The 16,248-nt window shown below is 62.5% G+C and carries 18 protein-coding genes; 5 read left to right on the top strand and 13 right to left on the bottom strand.

Annotated features, from left to right (window positions below):
* Positions 1-10: 10 nt before the first annotated feature.
* Both KC8_RS13425 and KC8_RS13420 read right to left on the bottom strand, forming a co-directional pair.
* Positions 11-814 (bottom strand): nucleotidyl transferase AbiEii/AbiGii toxin family protein, encoded by an 804-nt coding sequence (locus tag KC8_RS13425; protein WP_232455541.1) that lies wholly within the window; start codon positions 812-814, stop codon positions 11-13.
* A gap of 50 nt (positions 815-864) precedes the next feature.
* The gene (locus tag KC8_RS13420; RefSeq protein ID WP_010124794.1) at positions 865-1,659 is read right to left on the bottom strand and encodes a type IV toxin-antitoxin system AbiEi family antitoxin; all 795 of its coding nucleotides are present in this window, start codon (positions 1,657-1,659) and stop codon (positions 865-867) included.
* A gap of 12 nt (positions 1,660-1,671) precedes the next feature.
* Between KC8_RS13420 and KC8_RS20365 the strand changes: the two genes are divergently transcribed.
* The gene (locus KC8_RS20365) at positions 1,672-1,872 is read left to right on the top strand and encodes a hypothetical protein (RefSeq protein ID WP_010124797.1); all 201 of its coding nucleotides are present in this window, start codon (positions 1,672-1,674) and stop codon (positions 1,870-1,872) included.
* Between the two features lie 174 nt (positions 1,873-2,046).
* Here KC8_RS20365 and KC8_RS13415 read toward each other — a convergent pair whose 3' ends face one another.
* Together KC8_RS13415 and KC8_RS13410 are read right to left on the bottom strand one after the other, a co-directional pair.
* Positions 2,047-2,604 (bottom strand): hypothetical protein, encoded by a 558-nt coding sequence (locus KC8_RS13415; protein ID WP_010124799.1) that lies wholly within the window; start codon positions 2,602-2,604, stop codon positions 2,047-2,049.
* 134 nt (positions 2,605-2,738) lie between these two features.
* Entirely contained in the window at positions 2,739-3,272 is a 534-nt protein-coding gene (locus KC8_RS13410) for a hypothetical protein (RefSeq protein WP_232455540.1), read from the bottom strand.
* Positions 3,273-3,420: 148 nt separating this feature from the next.
* Between KC8_RS13410 and KC8_RS13405 the strand changes: the two genes are divergently transcribed.
* The 3 genes from KC8_RS13405 to KC8_RS13395 are packed head-to-tail and all read left to right on the top strand — an operon-like array spanning position 3,421 to position 8,940.
* Complete coding sequence (locus KC8_RS13405) at positions 3,421-4,152, top strand: ImuA family protein (RefSeq protein ID WP_010124803.1); 732 nt, start codon at positions 3,421-3,423, stop codon at positions 4,150-4,152.
* Positions 4,073-5,632: a DUF6504 family protein gene (locus KC8_RS13400; RefSeq protein ID WP_029624425.1), complete on the top strand. Its 1,560-nt coding sequence runs from the start codon at positions 4,073-4,075 to the stop codon at positions 5,630-5,632. Before KC8_RS13405 ends, KC8_RS13400 begins: the two co-directional genes overlap by 80 nt.
* Positions 5,629-8,940, top strand: a complete 3,312-nt coding sequence (locus tag KC8_RS13395) for an error-prone DNA polymerase (RefSeq protein ID WP_010124808.1) — start codon at positions 5,629-5,631, stop codon at positions 8,938-8,940. Before KC8_RS13400 ends, KC8_RS13395 begins: the two co-directional genes overlap by 4 nt.
* On the opposite strand, the gene KC8_RS13390 is transcribed toward KC8_RS13395, so the two are convergent.
* The gene (locus KC8_RS13390; RefSeq protein WP_037495767.1) at positions 8,937-9,362 is read right to left on the bottom strand and encodes a hypothetical protein; all 426 of its coding nucleotides are present in this window, start codon (positions 9,360-9,362) and stop codon (positions 8,937-8,939) included. The genes KC8_RS13395 and KC8_RS13390 overlap by 4 nt on opposite strands.
* Positions 9,363-9,437: 75 nt before the next feature.
* A protein-coding gene (locus KC8_RS13385; RefSeq protein ID WP_232455539.1) for an IS3 family transposase occupies positions 9,438-10,564 on the bottom strand; the annotation gives its coding sequence in 2 pieces (ribosomal slippage) (positions 9,438-10,333 and positions 10,333-10,564; 1,128 coding nt in all).
* Between KC8_RS13385 and KC8_RS13380 the strand changes: the two genes are divergently transcribed.
* On the top strand, positions 10,553-11,056 hold the full coding sequence (locus KC8_RS13380) for a hypothetical protein (protein ID WP_157663923.1): 504 nt from the start codon (positions 10,553-10,555) through the stop codon (positions 11,054-11,056). The genes KC8_RS13385 and KC8_RS13380 overlap by 12 nt on opposite strands.
* Positions 11,057-11,098: 42 nt before the next feature.
* On the opposite strand, the gene KC8_RS13375 is transcribed toward KC8_RS13380, so the two are convergent.
* From KC8_RS13375 to KC8_RS13345, 7 genes are all read right to left on the bottom strand, one after another.
* A complete protein-coding gene (locus tag KC8_RS13375) occupies positions 11,099-11,419 on the bottom strand; it encodes a single-stranded DNA-binding protein (protein ID WP_010124603.1) in 321 nt (106 codons plus the stop codon).
* Between the two features lie 349 nt (positions 11,420-11,768).
* Complete coding sequence (locus tag KC8_RS13370) at positions 11,769-12,266, bottom strand: hypothetical protein (protein WP_010124604.1); 498 nt, start codon at positions 12,264-12,266, stop codon at positions 11,769-11,771.
* 37 nt (positions 12,267-12,303) lie between these two features.
* On the bottom strand, positions 12,304-13,515 hold the full coding sequence (locus KC8_RS20115) for a phospholipase D family protein (protein WP_010124605.1): 1,212 nt from the start codon (positions 13,513-13,515) through the stop codon (positions 12,304-12,306).
* Positions 13,516-13,679: 164 nt separating this feature from the next.
* The gene (locus tag KC8_RS13360) at positions 13,680-14,186 is read right to left on the bottom strand and encodes a DUF736 domain-containing protein (protein ID WP_010124607.1); all 507 of its coding nucleotides are present in this window, start codon (positions 14,184-14,186) and stop codon (positions 13,680-13,682) included.
* Between the two features lie 167 nt (positions 14,187-14,353).
* On the bottom strand, positions 14,354-14,674 hold the full coding sequence (locus KC8_RS13355) for a DUF7673 family protein (protein ID WP_010124609.1): 321 nt from the start codon (positions 14,672-14,674) through the stop codon (positions 14,354-14,356).
* Positions 14,675-14,695: 21 nt separating this feature from the next.
* Positions 14,696-15,367 (bottom strand): RES family NAD+ phosphorylase, encoded by a 672-nt coding sequence (locus KC8_RS13350; RefSeq protein WP_010124610.1) that lies wholly within the window; start codon positions 15,365-15,367, stop codon positions 14,696-14,698.
* Positions 15,367-16,149: a hypothetical protein gene (locus KC8_RS13345; RefSeq protein WP_010124611.1), complete on the bottom strand. Its 783-nt coding sequence runs from the start codon at positions 16,147-16,149 to the stop codon at positions 15,367-15,369. The genes KC8_RS13350 and KC8_RS13345 overlap by 1 nt, the downstream gene beginning before the upstream one ends.
* Positions 16,150-16,248 lie beyond the last annotated feature (99 nt).

The raw sequence follows: 16,248 nt of genomic DNA, 5'->3' as shown, positions 1-16,248 counted from the left end.
GATCCGTGTGTCATCTAAGTCCCATCGCGCGAGCCCAGGCGTCGACCTGACCAAAGGCGTCCTGCTGCCATTCGTCCGGCGTTCGGCCGTCCAGGATATCCGAGCCCTCTACGAAGTTGCGCACGCATGTAGGACCATAGCCGTCCGGATCGTCGAATTTCGCAACCACATGCGCGAAGCCATCCCGGCCACTTCGATGCTCCAACAGCGGGCGGCAATCGCCCGCGAGTGCTTCGATTCCTCCGGGATAATTCCGGATCGAATAATAGACGTCGTAGGCGTCTTTCTGCTTGTAGCGCCCATCGAGCGCGAAGCCCTTCATGGCGAGAAGCGCCGGAATCGAGGCGACGGCGATCATCACCTTGTTGGTCCCGCCCTTGGGCATATCGCCTTCGATCGCGACGAGCTCATGGAAATGAATGGCAAGCTCCGCGCCGGATGCACGCTGGGTTGCGAATTCAGTGGTGAGCGGCGGCCGGTTCTTCTCCAGGACGGCGTCATAGGGGCGCAGGAAATCAACGATCACATCGATCGGAGGTGCGTCATCCTTCGGCTGCACCGTCCGGACCATCTGGAAATATCTAAGCGTGTCGCGGGGGGCGTAACCCTGCCCGTGGAGGGCATCGACAAGAGCGACATATTCTTCGCCGGCGGCCAGAGCCTGTGCGTCGAGACTGAGGTCTATGTCGAGTGTGCCGACGTGGCGCATCTCGCTGTCCTCGAGCAGCAGCCAAGGCACGGCGCCGCCGATAACCGCGAACTTCCCGCGAAAGCTGCCCAGTGTCTGGCCAATCTCAACGAGCACCGACTTCACCGCGGCGCTGGTGCGATCGTCATAGTCTGTGGCCGATTGCGGTTCGTCGTTCATGAAGGCCACCGCAAAAGCTTGTCCTTCAGATGTTCTGCCCCTTCGACGCCGCGCTCGCCGCCCGCCATGAGATCGAGATAGGTCTGAACCGGGCTAGTCGCGATGATCCCCGGTGCGACGGCCCGCGCGTCGTCGAGCACGCCATCCTCATCGGGGACGCGCACGACAATGTTCGCACCCTTTGAGGGTGCAGTCAGATTTAGGATTGTTTGCAAGGCGCCAAGGCCCTTCTCGTCCGCGTAGAAATAGCTGGTGCTCTGGCGAACGAAGGGCGCGTACCAATCGGCCGCGCTGAACGAGGCCAGCGCCACCCTTCCCTGCTCGGTTGCTAGATCACGCAGCCGCTCCGCTAGGGCTTTGCCATGAAGGTGGGTATAGAGGCGGACCTCCTCCCCTCTGGGCTGCTCATAGTTGCGGGCCCATTCGTCCAGCAAACCGGAAGGATCGACGAGCCGCAGCCCCTGTTCGCTCTGGTCGGCCCATTCCCGTTCACGCAGGGCGGTGCCGATCGTGCTGACCAGCCCGAGGCTGACCTTGGCTTCTTCAGCAAGCTCGGTCACGCGCCAAGGCCGATGCGGCTCGTTCAGCAATACGCGCAGGATCCGGGTCGACTTTGGCTTGAATAGGGTGCGCAGAGAACGTCGTTCGGGATCGGGTTTCCCTTCAACCTTGCGCTCGATGAAGATGGTATCGACAACGAGGCGCGCGTTGCCCTGGAAATCAAGGTAGGCGATGTCTTCCTCGCGACATGCCGCCTGCGCCTGTTCGGATAAATAGGGCGCGATGAACATAGGCACGCCCTCTTGGCCAGTCTGATTCAGATAACGTTTGAGCTGGTAGGCTACTTGGTGCGCAATCCGGGGTTGCCCGTTGCTTTTGACCTCGACCACGAGTCTGAGTGGTCGGCCGGCGAATTCGGTTTCAGCGACGATGTCTACGCCTCGATCAGCCTCGCCTGGCTTGCCACTCAGCGTCATTGGGCCGACGGCGAATTGAGGGATTGAGCCTAGAAAGGCCTCAAGCGCTTCTGCCGCCCGTCGTTCGATGCCAATTGGGTCTTTCACCGAACCGCTGAAACCACGATTCGGCTGAAATAGCAAATAATTTCACTGAAACGCGCATTTCAACGAATCGTTGAAAACGGCAAATCTGTGAAACGAGCTTCATCGGATGGGGTATCAGGCCCTTTGCGACCAAAGGGCCCGCGCGGCTGCCTCAGTGATCGTGTACACCGCCTCACGTTGAGCGCCACGATTATGGTGGTCTACACGGTAGCCCTGATAGTGTCGCCGGACCAGACCGGCGCGGACGAGATCGGAGACGGCGCGACTGACATTGCACCGACCAGAGCGCCGGACCCGCTCACGAACCTCATTGTCGATCGCCTTTGCTGCCTCCCCTGGGTCCTCTGGCAAGGCGTCCTGCGCAGCGAGCGACGCTTTGACCTCTTCGACGATGATCAGGCGGCGCGCATCGCGCTTTGCCATCGGAACCAGTGAATCGCACAGCCAATCGCGGAGCGGCACGCGAACCTCGTCCTCGGTATCGACATATGGGCCCGCTGAACCGCTGTTTCCCCCGGCGGCTTTGGCAATGAGGTTGAGGACCATGAACGCGTAGCGCGGTCGCGGCGAGAAATCCGCGATCCGTTCGATCAGCGCCGGCAAATTCAGGCTCTTGGCAGGCGCTCCCTGGCCGACTTCAACGGCATCGAAAAGGTCGGCTTGGTGGAACATAAGATGAATCTTAGCATCGCTTGCGGCAATGTGAATCCCGTTCGTGCGTCTTTCGTCAGTTTTTTCTGCTGTAACACTTCTTGCCCGCTTGGCCGCTCGCGCGGCGGCCACCGCAGCTCAGCCGCACTTGGTATCTAGGCCTGCTCGACGGCCCGGAGGCGCTCGGTAACGTCGCTCACGCCTGGTGCATCCCACACATCATCACGAAGGTAGAATTTATGGCTCTTCGTATAATCGACGAAGCTTGTTCGCTCGAACACCACGCTTGCAGGGATCAGCGCCGCGCGAATGACGCAGAAGTCGTCGTTAAAGAGAACGCCGGCCAATATATCGAAACCGTCCGTCGACCGGATCGCCGACATCTGACGCGACTTGTTGCGCCTGTGCAGCCGGCGGCCCTTGATCTGATAGCGGACGCCGTCCGAGTCCGCCGCGTCGAAGCCCTTCTTCGAATTGGCCTCCTGCTCCCAACCGAAAGCTGTGCAAAAGAGATATTCGGCCAGGTCTCCCGTCGGATTGTTGGCAGACCGCAAGACATTGCGCGATCGTAGTTCCTCGTTGATTGCGGCATGGAGCGCGAGCATCTCCGCGATAGACTTGCCATTAAGATCGTTCATCAGAGCAATCTGCCGGATTCCAACGTCGGCCGCTATCCAAGAGACCACCACGAATTTTTTCGCGTCGGAAATGTGCCCCTTTTTCGCCGGTCGTTGCGGCGACGGCGCGAGAGGCGATCTCCATCACGCTTGACTCTGGTGCGCCCTCGTCAGAACAAAGAGGGAACGAATTAATCACCTTCCGAGTCTCTGTGATGCTATGCGCGAGTCAGCCGTCCTTGATGATCTACGTGCGCGCATCGCGCAGATCGAGGGCACTGATGGGCGACACGACGCCATTCCGTTCGGGATCGAGAGCATTGATTGTCGCCTGCCAGGCGGTGGCATAGCCACCGGCACGCTTCACGAGATCGCGGGCAGTACCGATCTGGCTGATGAGGCGAGCGCTACCGTATTCCTTGCCGGAATTCTCGCGCGTGTAGAGGGTCCGGTTTTCTGGTGCCTCCGCTGGCGCGATCTCTTCGCCCCTGCCCTTCACCTGGCGGGGCTGCATCCGAACCGCGTAATTCACGTCGAGGCTGGCAGCGATACCAACGTGCTCCTCGCGATGGAGGAATGTTTGCGCCAACCAGGCCTTGCCGGGGTGGTCGGGGAGGTGGAGAAATATTCGACTACTGCCTCCAAGCGCCTGCAGCTTGCAGCAGAAAGTTCGGGCGTTGCCGCCTTCGTCTTCCGGCGCGCTTCCAGGGTTGAACAGGCCGTCGAGGGAACGGCGGCCGCAACGCGTTGGCGAGTAACGGCTCACCCAAGTGAAGATCTCGGCATTCCGAGCCTGGGGCGACCACGCTGGCGGGTTGAGCTGGAACGCGTGCGCGGCGGAAATCCGCACAGCTGGATTGTGGAGGGCTGCGATGCAACGGGTCGTATCGCTCTTCCTGCCGCACTGGTCGACCGACCGGCTGCGCAGGAAGAACGCAAATTCGTCGCCTGAGCGGCACGATACAATCGCCTGCGATGCGCCGCTGGTGACGGCCATCCCGGACCACGGTCGCCGCGTCATCGCAGCGATCGATGCTGGCGCTCGCGCTCTCGGCATCAAACCAGGAATGACAGTCACAAAAGCGCGCTCGCTGGCGCCAGAACTCCGGGTGGTCGACGCGGAGCCCGATGCGGATCTTGAGGGCCTGCGCCGTCTCGCGCTCTGGGCAGGTCGGCGCTACTCACCGTTTGTGTCCCCCGATGCACCGGACGGGCTCTGGCTCGACATCACGGGTTGCGCGTCGCTGTTCGGGACGGAGAAGGCGCTCCTAAAGGATCTTCATCGTCGCATCGCGGCGTCCGGGCTCTCGGTGCAAATCGCGGTTGCCGACACTGCGGGCTGTGCTCACGCCGTTGCACGGCATGTCCCTGCGGGTCGGCCCGTCACAATCGAGCCCGGAGATCACCGCAAGGCGATCGCGATTCTGCCGATATCGGCGCTCCGACTTCCCGGAGGTGATGTCGAAGCCCTGCGAAAATTGGGGTTCGAGCGCATTGAGCAGCTCATCGACGCGCCGCGGCCACCGCTTGCCAAGCGGTTTGGTCGTGAGCTGCATCGACGTCTCGACCAGGCGTTGGGGACGCTCCATGAGCCGATTGATCCGATCTTCCCCGAACACCTTCCAAAGGCTCGGCGGGGTTTCATGGAGCCTATCGCGACACCGGAAGCCTTCGCCTTGGTAATTGGCGACCTCGTGTCCGATGTCGTCGACCAGCTCAGCCACATCGGCAAGGGCGCACGCCGGCTCGATTGCTATTTCCATAGGGTCGACGGACACAATCAGGCGGTCCGGGTCGGAACAGCCGCCGCGTCTCGTGATGCGCGTCATCTCGCCAAGCTGCTCTGCGCCAAAATCGAGACGATCGAGCCGGGCGAAGGCATCGAAGCCATGACGTTGGTCACCCCGCTCGTCGAAGCTCTGGGTTCAACACAGGGCGAAGGGCTCGATAGCCTCGGGCGTCAGGGTCCAGACCTCGCGGCTCTGGTCGATGCTCTAGCCAATCGGTTCGGCCAACGCAGCCTTCACCGGGTCAGTCCACAAGCGAGCGCGATGCCAGAGCGCTCCACGACCATGCTGCCGGCCCTGAGCAAAATCACCGATGCGGGATGGGATGATGCCCTGCCCCGCCCCGCTCGGTTGCTGCATCGGCCCGAGCCGATCGAAGTGATTGCGCTTCTGCCGGACGATGCTCCGCGCATGTTCATCTGGCGGCGCAAACGATACCGTGTGACCCAGGGGGACGGCCCGGAACGCCTCCATGGCGAATGGTGGCGTGAGAGCGGGATTGAAGCTGAAAAGGCCCTCACTGTCCGCGACTATTATCAGGTCGAGACCCAAACGGGTGGCCGCTACTGGCTGTTTCGCTTAGGCGACGGGACCAGCCATGCCACCGGCAACATGCGCTGGTTCATCCATGGCGCATTCGCATGACAAGCGATGCCCGCTATGTCGAGCTGCAGGTCACGACGCATTTCAGCTTCCTGCGCGGCGCGTCATCGCCCGAAGAGCTGTTTGCTGCCGCGGCTCTGCTGGGACTGCCCGCGCTCGGTATCGTCGATCGCAGTTCCGTGGCGGGCGTCGTGCGGGCTTGGGACGCCGAGAAGACGACAGGCGTACGTTCGATCATCGGTTGCCGCCTGGATCTCGTGGATGGCACGGCCTTTCTCGTCTACCCGACTGATCGCGCCGCCTATGGGCATATGTGCCGCTTGCTGAGCATCGGCAAAGAGCGCGCTGGAAAGGGTGCCTGCCACCTTGACTGGCCCGACCTCGAGCAGTGGCATGAGGGTCTCATTGCGATCCTTGTTCCGGACCGCGCGGATACGGTGGCCGAAGGGGCGCTCTCGCGCGCCAGGAGGATCTTCCGTGATCGCCTATATCTAGCGCTATCCATTCGCCGCCGGCCGAAGGACGCGATCCGACTGCGCGATCTCGCGAACATGGCGGCCGCCGCCCGCGTGCCGACCGTCGCCACCAATGATGTTCTCTACCATTCGCCAGATCGGCGGATGCTGCAGGATGTCGTGACCTGCGTCCGAGAGCGATGCACGATCGACGAGCTTGGCGATCGGCGCGAACGATTTGCAGACCGCCACCTGAAGACCGGCGAGGAAATGGACCGGCTCTTCCGCCGTTATCTCAACGACGCCACCCCGGTCTCGCGCACACTGGAGGTAGCAAAACGCTGCACGTTCAGTCTTGAAGAGCTGCGCTACCAATATCCGGACGAGATCAGCGTTCCTGGTCGAACGCCGCAGGAAGAGCTGGAGCGGCTCACCTGGGAAAAGGCGCCCGAGCGCTATCCTGAAGGAATCGAGGGCAAGGTCCGTACCCAGCTCGAGCACGAATTGAAGCTAATCGCCGATCTGGAATACGCACCGTATTTTCTGACGGTCCATTCGATCGTCGCCGAGGCGCGGCGGCGTGAGATCATTTGTCAGGGGCGAGGGTCAGCGGCGAACAGCGCGGTTTGCTACGTACTCGGCATCACGTCGATCGATCCTGTCCGATCTGAGCTTCTGTTCGAGCGCTTCGTTTCGGCCGAGCGGCGCGAGCCGCCCGATATCGATGTCGATTTCGAGCATGAGCGCCGCGAGGAAGTGATCCAGTGGATTTATGAGACCTATGGCCGGACGCGGTCTGCGTTGACGGCGGTCGTGACCCGCTATCGTGCACGCGGCGCGGTCCGCGACGTCGGCAAGGCGCTGGGTCTCAGCGAGGACATGACGGCCGGCCTCTCCGGTGCGGTCTGGAGCTGGAGTCGCGAGGGCGTCGAGGAAAAGCATGCCGAAGAGCTCAACATGGACCTCAGCGATCGGCGGCTCGCGCTGACGCTGGAGCTGGCGCGGCAGCTCATCAATACGCCGCGGCATCTATCGCAGCACCCAGGCGGGTTCGTGCTCACCCGCGATCGGCTCGACGAGCTCGTTCCGATCGAGCCAGCGGCAATGGAGGACCGACAAGTCATCGAGTGGGACAAGGACGATATCGACCTATTGGGGTTCATGAAGGTCGATGTCCTAGCCCTCGGCATGTTATCGTGCATGCGGAGAGCGTTTGAATTCCTAGAGGCCGACAAAGGGGTGAAACTCGATCTCGCCACGATACCGGCAGAGGATCCGGCGACCTACGCGATGATCCGCAAAGCAGACACTTTGGGCGTTTTCCAGATCGAGAGTCGCGCGCAGATGGCTTCCATTCCGCTGATGGCGCCGCGTACCTTCTATGATTTGGTAATTCAGGTGGCGATCGTCCGCCCGGGACCGATTCAGGGCGATATGGTCCACCCTTACCGCCGGCGTCGAAACGGCGAGGAGGAGGTTACCTACCCCACCGAAGAGCTCCGACGGGTGCTCGAGAAGACCTTGGGCGTACCGCTGTTCCAGGAGCAGGCGATGCGCGTGGCGATCGAGTGCGCCGGCTTCACCGCGAGCGAAGCCGACCTCCTCCGCCGGGCAATGGCTACCTTCAAGCTCACCGGCGGCGTCTCCCATTTTCGGGACAAGCTGATCGATGGCATGGTTTCACGCGGCTACGATCAGGATTTCGCGGAGCGTACTTTCAAGCAGATTGAGGGATTCGGCTCCTATGGGTTCCCTGAAAGCCACGCAGCGAGCTTCGCGCTGATCGCCTATGCCAGCAGTTGGGTGAAGTGCCATCACCCCGACATATTCTGCGCGGCCCTCCTGAACGCCCAGCCCATGGGCTTCTATGCGCCCGCTCAGATCGTGCGCGACGCGCGGCAGCACGGGGTTGAGGTTCGCCCGATCGACGTGAACCACAGCCGCTGGGATTGCACGCTGGAGCCCACGGGCGGCCGCTACCTCGCCGTGCGTCTGGGTCTGCGCATGGTGACTGATCTTGCCAATAAGGACGCCGCAGCCATCGTCACCGCGCGCGCCGATCAAGCCTTTGAGAGCGTCGAAGAAATCCAGCGCCGATCGGGCGTAGGCCGGGGCGCTCTCGACCGTATCGGCGAGGCCGACGGATTTGGATCGCTGGGGAGCACCCGGCGCCAGGGACTATGGAGCGTGAAGGGACTCGGCAACGCGGCGCTGCCGCTGTTCGCCGCGGCCGACGAGCGAGAGGGCAAGCTGCGAGAGGAAGCGATCGAACCGACGGTCATTCTTGCGCCGATGGGCGCCGGCGCTGAAGTCGTCGAGGACTATCGCGCGTCCGGTCTGTCGCTACGTGCCCATCCCCTCGCCTTCCTGCGCGACGAGCTGCGCAGCCGCAAGATAATCACATGCGAGGAACTTCAATCCGTGAAGGACGGCCGTTGGATCAATCTCGCCGGGATCGTGCTGGTCAGACAGAAGCCGGGCTCGGCGAAAGGGGTCATGTTCATCACCCTCGAAGACGAAACGAATGTCGCCAACCTCGTCGTCTGGACGAATGTCTTTGAGAAACATCGACGCATCGTGCTGGGTTCGTCGATGATGGGTGTGCGGGGTCAGGTCCAGCGCGAGGGCGAGGTGATCCATGTGATCGCGCAGCGGCTCGAAGACCTGTCGCCGCTGCTCGCGAGCGTCGGCAACCGGGCAGATGTCGCCGATATCTACCGGCTAAGCCGTGCCGACGTGGTCAAAAGCCCGATGCGCCCTGATCCACGCGACCCGGAATCGCCGCTCGGCCGGCAGCCGCGCGACATCTTCATTCCTGATCTGCGGCTAGGCTCGGGCATCGTTCCGGGACGGCAGACCGAGGGGATCAAGGTCAAGCCGCGCGACTTCCGCTAGCCGCCGAGAATCTTCTGCTCGCCGAGCCCCATGAGATAGCCAACATAGTCGTCTACACCCTCGGGACCTTCCGGAGGCGGCCGGCTTTCTGCCTCTGCCATGGCGTCGGTCGCGAAGCGTGCAACCGCTGCGGCATCACCTCGCCACCATGGCTCCACTCTCGCAGCGAGCGCTGTCTCGAAGCCTGCCATGTCCTCGGCGTCGATAAAGAGGAGCGGCGCGATCTCAGCGAGCGCTCTGTCGGCTGTTGCCAGCAGGAACCGTTTGGTCTCGTAAGGCTCCGTCATCGCTCTCCGTGACAGATCACTCAGATACGTGACATCCCAGGCGGCATTGCGGATTCCGGTTAGCGCTCGCTGCCGATCCGGCGACCGGAGCTGCTTGAACAGCCCCGCCTTGGCGGCGAACGGCGAGAAGAACATCGAGCTATAGAGCGCTGCGGGTCCGGCGATGATGAAATTGGACTTGTAACGGTTTTGCGCCGGTCACCTATCTCGTTATGCCACCTTGGCTTCGAACGCGAGCGGGCTGATGCCGCCCAGATATGAATGCCGGCGGCGGGTGTTGTAGAACCCGTTGATGTACTGGAAGATGGCAGCCTCTGCCTGTCTCCGTGTTGGCCAGCTCTGCCGCCAGATGAGTTCCGCCTTCAGGGATTTGAAGAACGTCTCGACCGAGGCATTGTCGTAACAATTTCCCTTGCCGCTCATCGATGGACGCAGGCCATAGGCCTGCAGCTTCTTCTGATAATCATAGGAGCAATATTGGCTGCCGCGATCGGAGTGAAAAAGGCAGCCCTTTGGTGGCTGGCGCAGGCGGACCGCCATATCGAGCGCCCTGATCGCCAGATCCTTCTTCATCCTGTCGCTGACAGCCCAGCCCACGACGCGGCGGCTATGCAGGTCGAGAATGACGGCGAGGTAGAGCCAGCCTTCTGACGTCCAGACATAGGTGATGTCGCCCGCCCATTTACGGTGGGGGGCATCGGCGGCAAAATCGCCGTCCAGCCAGTTCGCCGCGACACCCAGGCGATGCTGGCTATCAGTGGTGACCTTGTGCCTGCGTGTGCGCACTGGCTTGATTCCGTTGATCTTCATCAGCCGCCCGACCCGGCGCTCGCCAATATCGAGCCCGACCTCCTTCAACTCCATCGTCATCCTCGGACGACCGTAGCTGCCAAGGCTCAGGCGGTACTGTTCCCGGATATGGGCCAGCACCTTCATGTCCGTCCGCTCCCGGCGACTGATCGGCCGCGAGCGCCAGGAACGATAGCCGCGCTCACTGACAAGCATGACACGGCAGAGCAGTTCAACGGGCCAACGGTGCCGCCAACTATGCACAAAAGCGAACTTCACGGCCTTTGGCTCGCGAAGAACTGCGTGGCCTTTTTTAGCACTTCCCTCTCCTCCCTGAGCACCCGGTTCTCAAGGCGAAGGCGTTCATTCTCTCGCGCCAGGTCTGCCTGCGGCGCTGAAATCAGATCAGATGGCCGATACTGTGACACCCACTTGCCCAGCGTCGACTTGCCGATCCCCAAATCCGATGCAACCCGGTCGCGCGGCAACCCGCTGGTCAGCGCAATACGCACCGCCTCATGCTTGAACTCTTCGCTATGCTTGATCATCTCGTCGGTCTCCTGTTGCGAGCTCTAATCGCTCAGGTGACCGGCACAAAACCGTTACAAGTCCACAAGGAGATCAAGGGTGTCGGCGCGATCAAGCTGATCGAACTGATGCTGATCGCGATAACGATCTGGCACTTGATGGTGCCTGCCGACTTGTCGCCGGCCGAGCAAAAGGCGTTCACGGAGATGAACGTCAAGATCGAAGCGGTGCAGGACAAGCTCGACAAGATCGTGACGGCCAACGAGGCGGCCGACGCATCCTATGTCGAGGGCCTGCCACGGGCCGAACTGAAGCGCGACGCGGCGATCCGCCGCGAGCCGCAAGGAAAGGCCCCGGTGCTGATGCGCGGGGTCGAGGGAACGCAACTGGCGGTCAAGGAAGCCCGCGGGAAATGGCGCCTCGTGGTCTACCGAGATCTTCTGGCCGACCAGCTCTCCGAAGGCTGGGTCTATGCGCCCGCGGTGCAGATGCTGGACGAGCCCGCTTCCTGACGAAAAGGTGGATGGGCGGCGCCGGAGCGCCGCCCGTGCTAGTCAGAAGAAGTCGATCTTGTCGGCCCGGATCTCGCAGCCGTAGCGGGTGATGCCTTCGCGATCCTCCCAGCTCGAATAGTGGAGGCTGCCGCTGATCGCGACGACGTCGCCCTTCTTGCGGGAGGCGCCGGACCGGGCGAGGCCGTTGAAGCAGGTGACCTTGTGGAATTCCGTCTCCTTGGCGGTGTAACCGGTGCCCTCGTCGACATAGGTTTTGCCGTCCTTGAGCTTCACGCGGTCGGTTGCGACGATGAGGGTTGTGACGCTGCCGCGGGTCTCGGGATCCTTGGCGACACGGCCGGCGAGATTGACGTTGTTCATGGTTGTGCTCCTTATTGGGTCCAGCGGCCTTCCCGCCGGTGACACCGAAGAGCGGCGTGCGGGATCGGCTTGCACCGCAGCGCAAGCGAAGGGGAACCCCTGGAGGGAGCTGGCGCGGGCAGCCGCGTAGCGGCAACACGGGCGACCGGACGGGGTTGCGGGCCGGGACCGTTCGCCGCAGGTGTCGGGAACAGGCGAAGGAAGGACGCTGGACTCAATCGGGCACCGGCCCACGACGCATCGATCGCCGGCAGCGCATGACCAACCTGGAACCTGGCTGCGCTTCAGACCCCGGTCGTGACACCGGGTGGACGAGGATGGTGACTGGCTTGCCGCGAAGAACCCCGGCTCAGCCGGGGACGATCGTCCACAAGGACAATATGCCGTCCTTGCCCTCCCAGTCGCTACCGACCCGGGTGAAGCCGGCGCGCTGGAGGTTGTTCCGCATGGTGTTGCTGGAGGTCGTCGCGAAGGTCGGCTCGGTGATCTGCGCGACAATGGCGTCCACGAACCCGCCCGAGAGGTGCCTGCCGCGCATATCGGACGCGATCACGACGTAGCCGAGTTCAGGCGCAGCCTCGAACCCCGCGATCGGCACGGCGGCCGCGGCGAAGCTCTTGCGCCGATAGGTCGCGGCCGGGGTCTTCCATGCGGCGGCAGCGACGATGCGGTTGGTGTCCGTCTCCCGTAGCAGCGCCACACAGCGGGTCCGCTTGAGGCGCATGAGAAGGTCATCGACCGTGCCAGTGACGGCCTTCCCTTTCACGACAAGCTCAGCGACCGCGCGCTGATCGATCGGATCGAGAGCGTTGAAGTCGCCGGACCAGGGATAGGGATCGTCAGCCATGCACGTTTCTCGGTTTCTGGGATGGTAGCAATGCCGGTTATGTGGTGGGAGCGTAGTAGATTGCATCGAGCATGGCGACGCGCGCGTCCCACAGCTCCATGTCGCGGCCCGTGGGCCGGGCGGCATTGTACCAGGGCGCTTGGCGGATCGGCTCGATCACCCAGTCCCAATAATTGTCGAGCGTCAGCATCGTGGGACGAAAATCGAGCGCCACGGCCAGGCCGGGCTTGTTGCCGCCGTTGACGCAAACGAAGACGTCCGGGCGTTTCATGGCAAGCAGACGGGTCGCGGGCCCGAGCCGGGCGGTCCGGGACGAGCCGGAAAAGGCGTCGGTGAACGCCTGGACATAGTCGCTGAACTGGGTTTGCGTGACGGCTCCGCGCTTGGGGATCGAATCCAGCGCCGCGGCGAGGGCCGCGTTCTGCTGGCCGATCCGCTCGGCGAACGTGCCGGCGCCGCCCATGGATCCGAACCAGCCCCAATCGAAGTCGTCGAGACCGGCGGCCTCGGCTTCGATCCCGCCAAGTACGCCGGCGATCCCCTTCCATTCGGAGACGGAAAGATCGGCGAAGGACGCACTCTTGGCGAACATCTGCTGGATCTCGCGAACGAGCTTCATGCGTTTTTTGAAGTCGTGGTGCGTGTCCTTGCGGGCGAGCTTGACGAAGTCCCGCCAGGACATGATCGCGAGCGGCGAGGTGATACGTGCCCAGTCCTTGGCCTCGGCGGGCAGGACCGGGTTCTTCGGCCTCGGCGCTTTGCGCGCGGCCTCGGCCTGAAGGCGATAGCTATCCGCGAGCTTGCGGGTGATCGGCAGATGAAGCGGCGCATAGCCCGCGAGCTGGTCACGCACCTGTTCGAAGAAGGCATCGTCGGCCGGGCCCTTCACATGGACGCTGGCCTCATGGTTCGGTCCGAGACCTCCTTTGGTGAAATTGGCGCTGCCGACGATCGCCTCGGCCTTGGCGCCGGATTGAAAGTAGAAGATCTTCGGATGGAAGCAGCCTGGCCGGTTCTTGGCGACGAAGGCGCCCGGAACATCGACAAGGCGGTCGATCAAATCGGGATCGGTGGCCGAGAAGTCGGCGCCAAGAAGGACGGACTCGAACTTGGCCTTGGCGGCGAGCAGGCTCTCGGCGACATCGGTCAGGTCGCCCCACGCGACGGCAATGGAGATCCGTTCATGCTTTTCGATGAGCGCGGTCAGACGGCGCGCGATCTTCTTTGCGTCCAATAATGCGATTTGCATGCCCCGCCCTGTACCCCTGCTCTATTTGGTTCGTACTTAGCCAGGTGTTGGGGACACGCATAGAAATTCCCGGAGATTTACCGGGATCGGGCCAATCAAACGAAAAAAGGGCCCGCTTCGCGAGGAAGGCGAAGCGGGCCCGAGAGAGGAGCGGTTGGCGAGGGTCAGTCAGCCATTTCAGGCGTGCGACCACGGCGACGACCGCCGCCAGCCGGTGCCTCGCCGCCGAAAGCGCCTTCGGCCGAGGACTCGCCCAGACCGTCACCGGAGGCGGGCGGAGCGGTTTCGCCGGCACCCGGCAGCGGCGGCAGACCGTCGTCGGCGGCAACCGTGTCGGTGGGCGCGTCGCGCCGGCGGGTGGGACGGGACCAGACGACGTTGTACGAGCCGTCCTCCTGGCGGAAGGCCGAGATGTAGAGCGGCTTGTCGAGGCTGGGATCCTCGATCTTGCCGTTGAGGAAGCTCTCGCCGGTCGAGTTGGACGACAGTTCGAACAGCGATCCGACCTGGACCCACTGACGGGCGGCCGAGAGCGCGAGAATCTCGAATTTGGGAGCGCGCGGATTGGCGGACTGGACGGTGCGCAGCGCGATCACGATGGCGAGAGTGAGGGTCGAAATCTTGCCAGTGTAGGTGCCGCTGGCGTTCTGCGTGATGGTGCCGATGTTCATGGGTCGTCTCCTGAGAAAGTTCGCTCGAACCCCTTGTCCGAACACCTTCTCTCACCCCCCTCCTCTCCTCGGCCGTTCGGCCGAGTAAGGCGCGCCAGCGCCGCTCCGATTGGCGCCACTGCGGCGCCATCGGGTTGTTTCAGGTCATCTACGAGCTGTCCCGGGTCTCAGGTCCCTGGCCGCGATGCCGGCGAGCGCCACAAGGCGATGATGTCCTGCATCTCCTCGGCAAATCCGAGGCTATCGATATAGACCGCACCGCGATCGTTCTGGCCCAGGAAGCCGATGACGGTCGTGATGTCGTTGGCGATCGCGACGTCGAGCCCAAAGATATCGGCTATCTGGAAGTGGCCGAGGTCGGGTCCATTCCACCAGGCCATCAGAAAATCGGCGACGCGCTTCGACTGCCCGGTGTCGCTCATCGCGATCGGGATAAGCCGGGTCAGCGCGGCCCGCGCTGAATCATAGTCGGTCGCAACGGTCGTCATCGACGGTCTCCCCGCTGTGGCTCAGACGTCTTCGTAGTCGATCGAGAGACTGGCCGCGAGCTTCTGGATCTCGTCATGGCAGACGGGATCGGCGATATCGCGCTTGCTCAAGCCATCCAGGATATTGTCCGGCACACGATCGCCGAACAGGAGCACCGCGAACTCGGGACCATATTGGTAGGACGTGTAATAGAGCCCTTGGGCGGACGGACAGGCGGCGTGAATCTTTTCCGCCCAGCCCCGCGTGACCGGATAAGTGCTCCTTGGACCAGCCAGGAGGGCGTTGCCATTTACGCCGATCTTGCGTTGACCCGTCGTCGTGATGCTGACCAGGTTGAGGTCATGCTTCGTGCGCACATGACTGTGGGCGTGTAGCCGATAGTCATGGGGATAGACGATCTCGGGGGGCGCGACCTTCGTGCGATTGCGCTGCGGGCTGTCAGGGCAGCGCAGGATGATCTCACATGCAGCACATTCGAACGATTGCGCCGCATAGATGGTCGGGATGATGGCGCCGCCAGCATCGCGGATCGGCGAGAAGCGCGCATTCCCCTTGTTCGTGCCGTTGAACTCGGCCGAGCCGAATTCATCGAGATGAACGCGATGCAATTCGGTCCCGGCCTTCAAGAGATGATAGTCCTCCTTCCCAACCTTCATCGTGGCTGGGTTGGGGATTTTCAGGCTGATCCTCATCAGCCATGGACCTCGGGCTCGATCTCACGCTCGAAGGCTGCGATCACGGCCTCGGGTTCACTACCAAGCGACGCGCCAGGCGAGTCCTCGAAATCGAGATGAGGCCGGGTTAGCCAATGGAGCAGCCGAAAGTTGGTCCAATGGTCGGGCTTCCTGGCGATGATTTCGCTCAGAGCCGGATAGATCCGGCGACCCTCGACATCGAACTGCAGCAGCGGATAGGCAGCTCGACCATCGATTGTGAAGCGGAGCAGCTCGTTCTTCTCCTCCTTGCGCTTCATCGTGGCCGAGGGATTAGCGCCGGAGAGACCGAGCAGCTCACAGGCCTGGGCCTGATCCGCCATCTGCGTGCTCGCGAGGATCCGCTCCTGAAGGCGAGCCCGATTGAGCGCGGCCTTGAGTTGCGCGTCGTCACCCGTCGCGAGATTCTCGCGGAGCATCAGCCGATATTCCGAGATGAGTTTTTCGAACTCGGTGGAAAATTTGTCTTGGAGATAGCGTGTGGCAACCTTCTCGAATGCTGTGACAAGAAGCTTGACCGCGGCTGCCGGCAACTTGGCTCCGCTCGCTTTGGGCGCGGCCTCGGACGCACTCAACGCGAGTGCTTCCCTGAGAACGACGAGATTGTCTGGATCCTGTCCGATCGAGAAATCGACCACGACGTGACCATTGTCGGCTGCCGCGGCGATGCGCGGCGACGCGTAGAAGGCGCGCTTCTTGCCGCGCGCCCGGCGCGGCGTGCCGACACGGGCCTGTGTATCGAGAGTGGATGCGGCTACCATCGGTGAAATCCTAGTTTCGCTATATCGTGTAATCCATATAGCATAAATAGCGGAGATTACGAGTCCATTGTAATCGGCGACATGGGACTGACCATCGTT

It is taken from the genome of Sphingomonas sp. KC8, from assembly GCF_002151445.1.
GTDB lineage: Bacteria > Pseudomonadota > Alphaproteobacteria > Sphingomonadales > Sphingomonadaceae > Sphingomonas_E.
The sequence above is the reverse complement of the archived record's forward strand: the minus strand, read 5'-3'. Positions and strand labels throughout refer to the sequence as shown.

Coding starts and splice junctions, on each gene's coding strand:
- KC8_RS13420 (WP_010124794.1), bottom strand. CDS start 1,659: ATGTTCATCGCGCCCTATTTATCCGAACAGGCGCAGGCGGCATGTCGC.
- KC8_RS13415 (WP_010124799.1), bottom strand. CDS start 2,604: ATGTTCCACCAAGCCGACCTTTTCGATGCCGTTGAAGTCGGCCAGGGA.
- KC8_RS13405 (WP_010124803.1), top strand. CDS start 3,421: ATGCGCGAGTCAGCCGTCCTTGATGATCTACGTGCGCGCATCGCGCAG.
- KC8_RS13400 (WP_029624425.1), top strand. CDS start 4,073: ATGCAACGGGTCGTATCGCTCTTCCTGCCGCACTGGTCGACCGACCGG.
- KC8_RS13395 (WP_010124808.1), top strand. CDS start 5,629: ATGACAAGCGATGCCCGCTATGTCGAGCTGCAGGTCACGACGCATTTC.
- KC8_RS13390 (WP_037495767.1), bottom strand. CDS start 9,362: ATGTTCTTCTCGCCGTTCGCCGCCAAGGCGGGGCTGTTCAAGCAGCTC.
- KC8_RS13380 (WP_157663923.1), top strand. CDS start 10,553: ATGCTTGATCATCTCGTCGGTCTCCTGTTGCGAGCTCTAATCGCTCAG.
- KC8_RS13375 (WP_010124603.1), bottom strand. CDS start 11,419: ATGAACAACGTCAATCTCGCCGGCCGTGTCGCCAAGGATCCCGAGACC.
- KC8_RS13370 (WP_010124604.1), bottom strand. CDS start 12,266: ATGGCTGACGATCCCTATCCCTGGTCCGGCGACTTCAACGCTCTCGAT.
- KC8_RS20115 (WP_010124605.1), bottom strand. CDS start 13,515: ATGCAAATCGCATTATTGGACGCAAAGAAGATCGCGCGCCGTCTGACC.
- KC8_RS13360 (WP_010124607.1), bottom strand. CDS start 14,186: ATGAACATCGGCACCATCACGCAGAACGCCAGCGGCACCTACACTGGC.
- KC8_RS13355 (WP_010124609.1), bottom strand. CDS start 14,674: ATGACGACCGTTGCGACCGACTATGATTCAGCGCGGGCCGCGCTGACC.
- KC8_RS13350 (WP_010124610.1), bottom strand. CDS start 15,367: ATGAGGATCAGCCTGAAAATCCCCAACCCAGCCACGATGAAGGTTGGG.
- KC8_RS13345 (WP_010124611.1), bottom strand. CDS start 16,149: ATGGTAGCCGCATCCACTCTCGATACACAGGCCCGTGTCGGCACGCCG.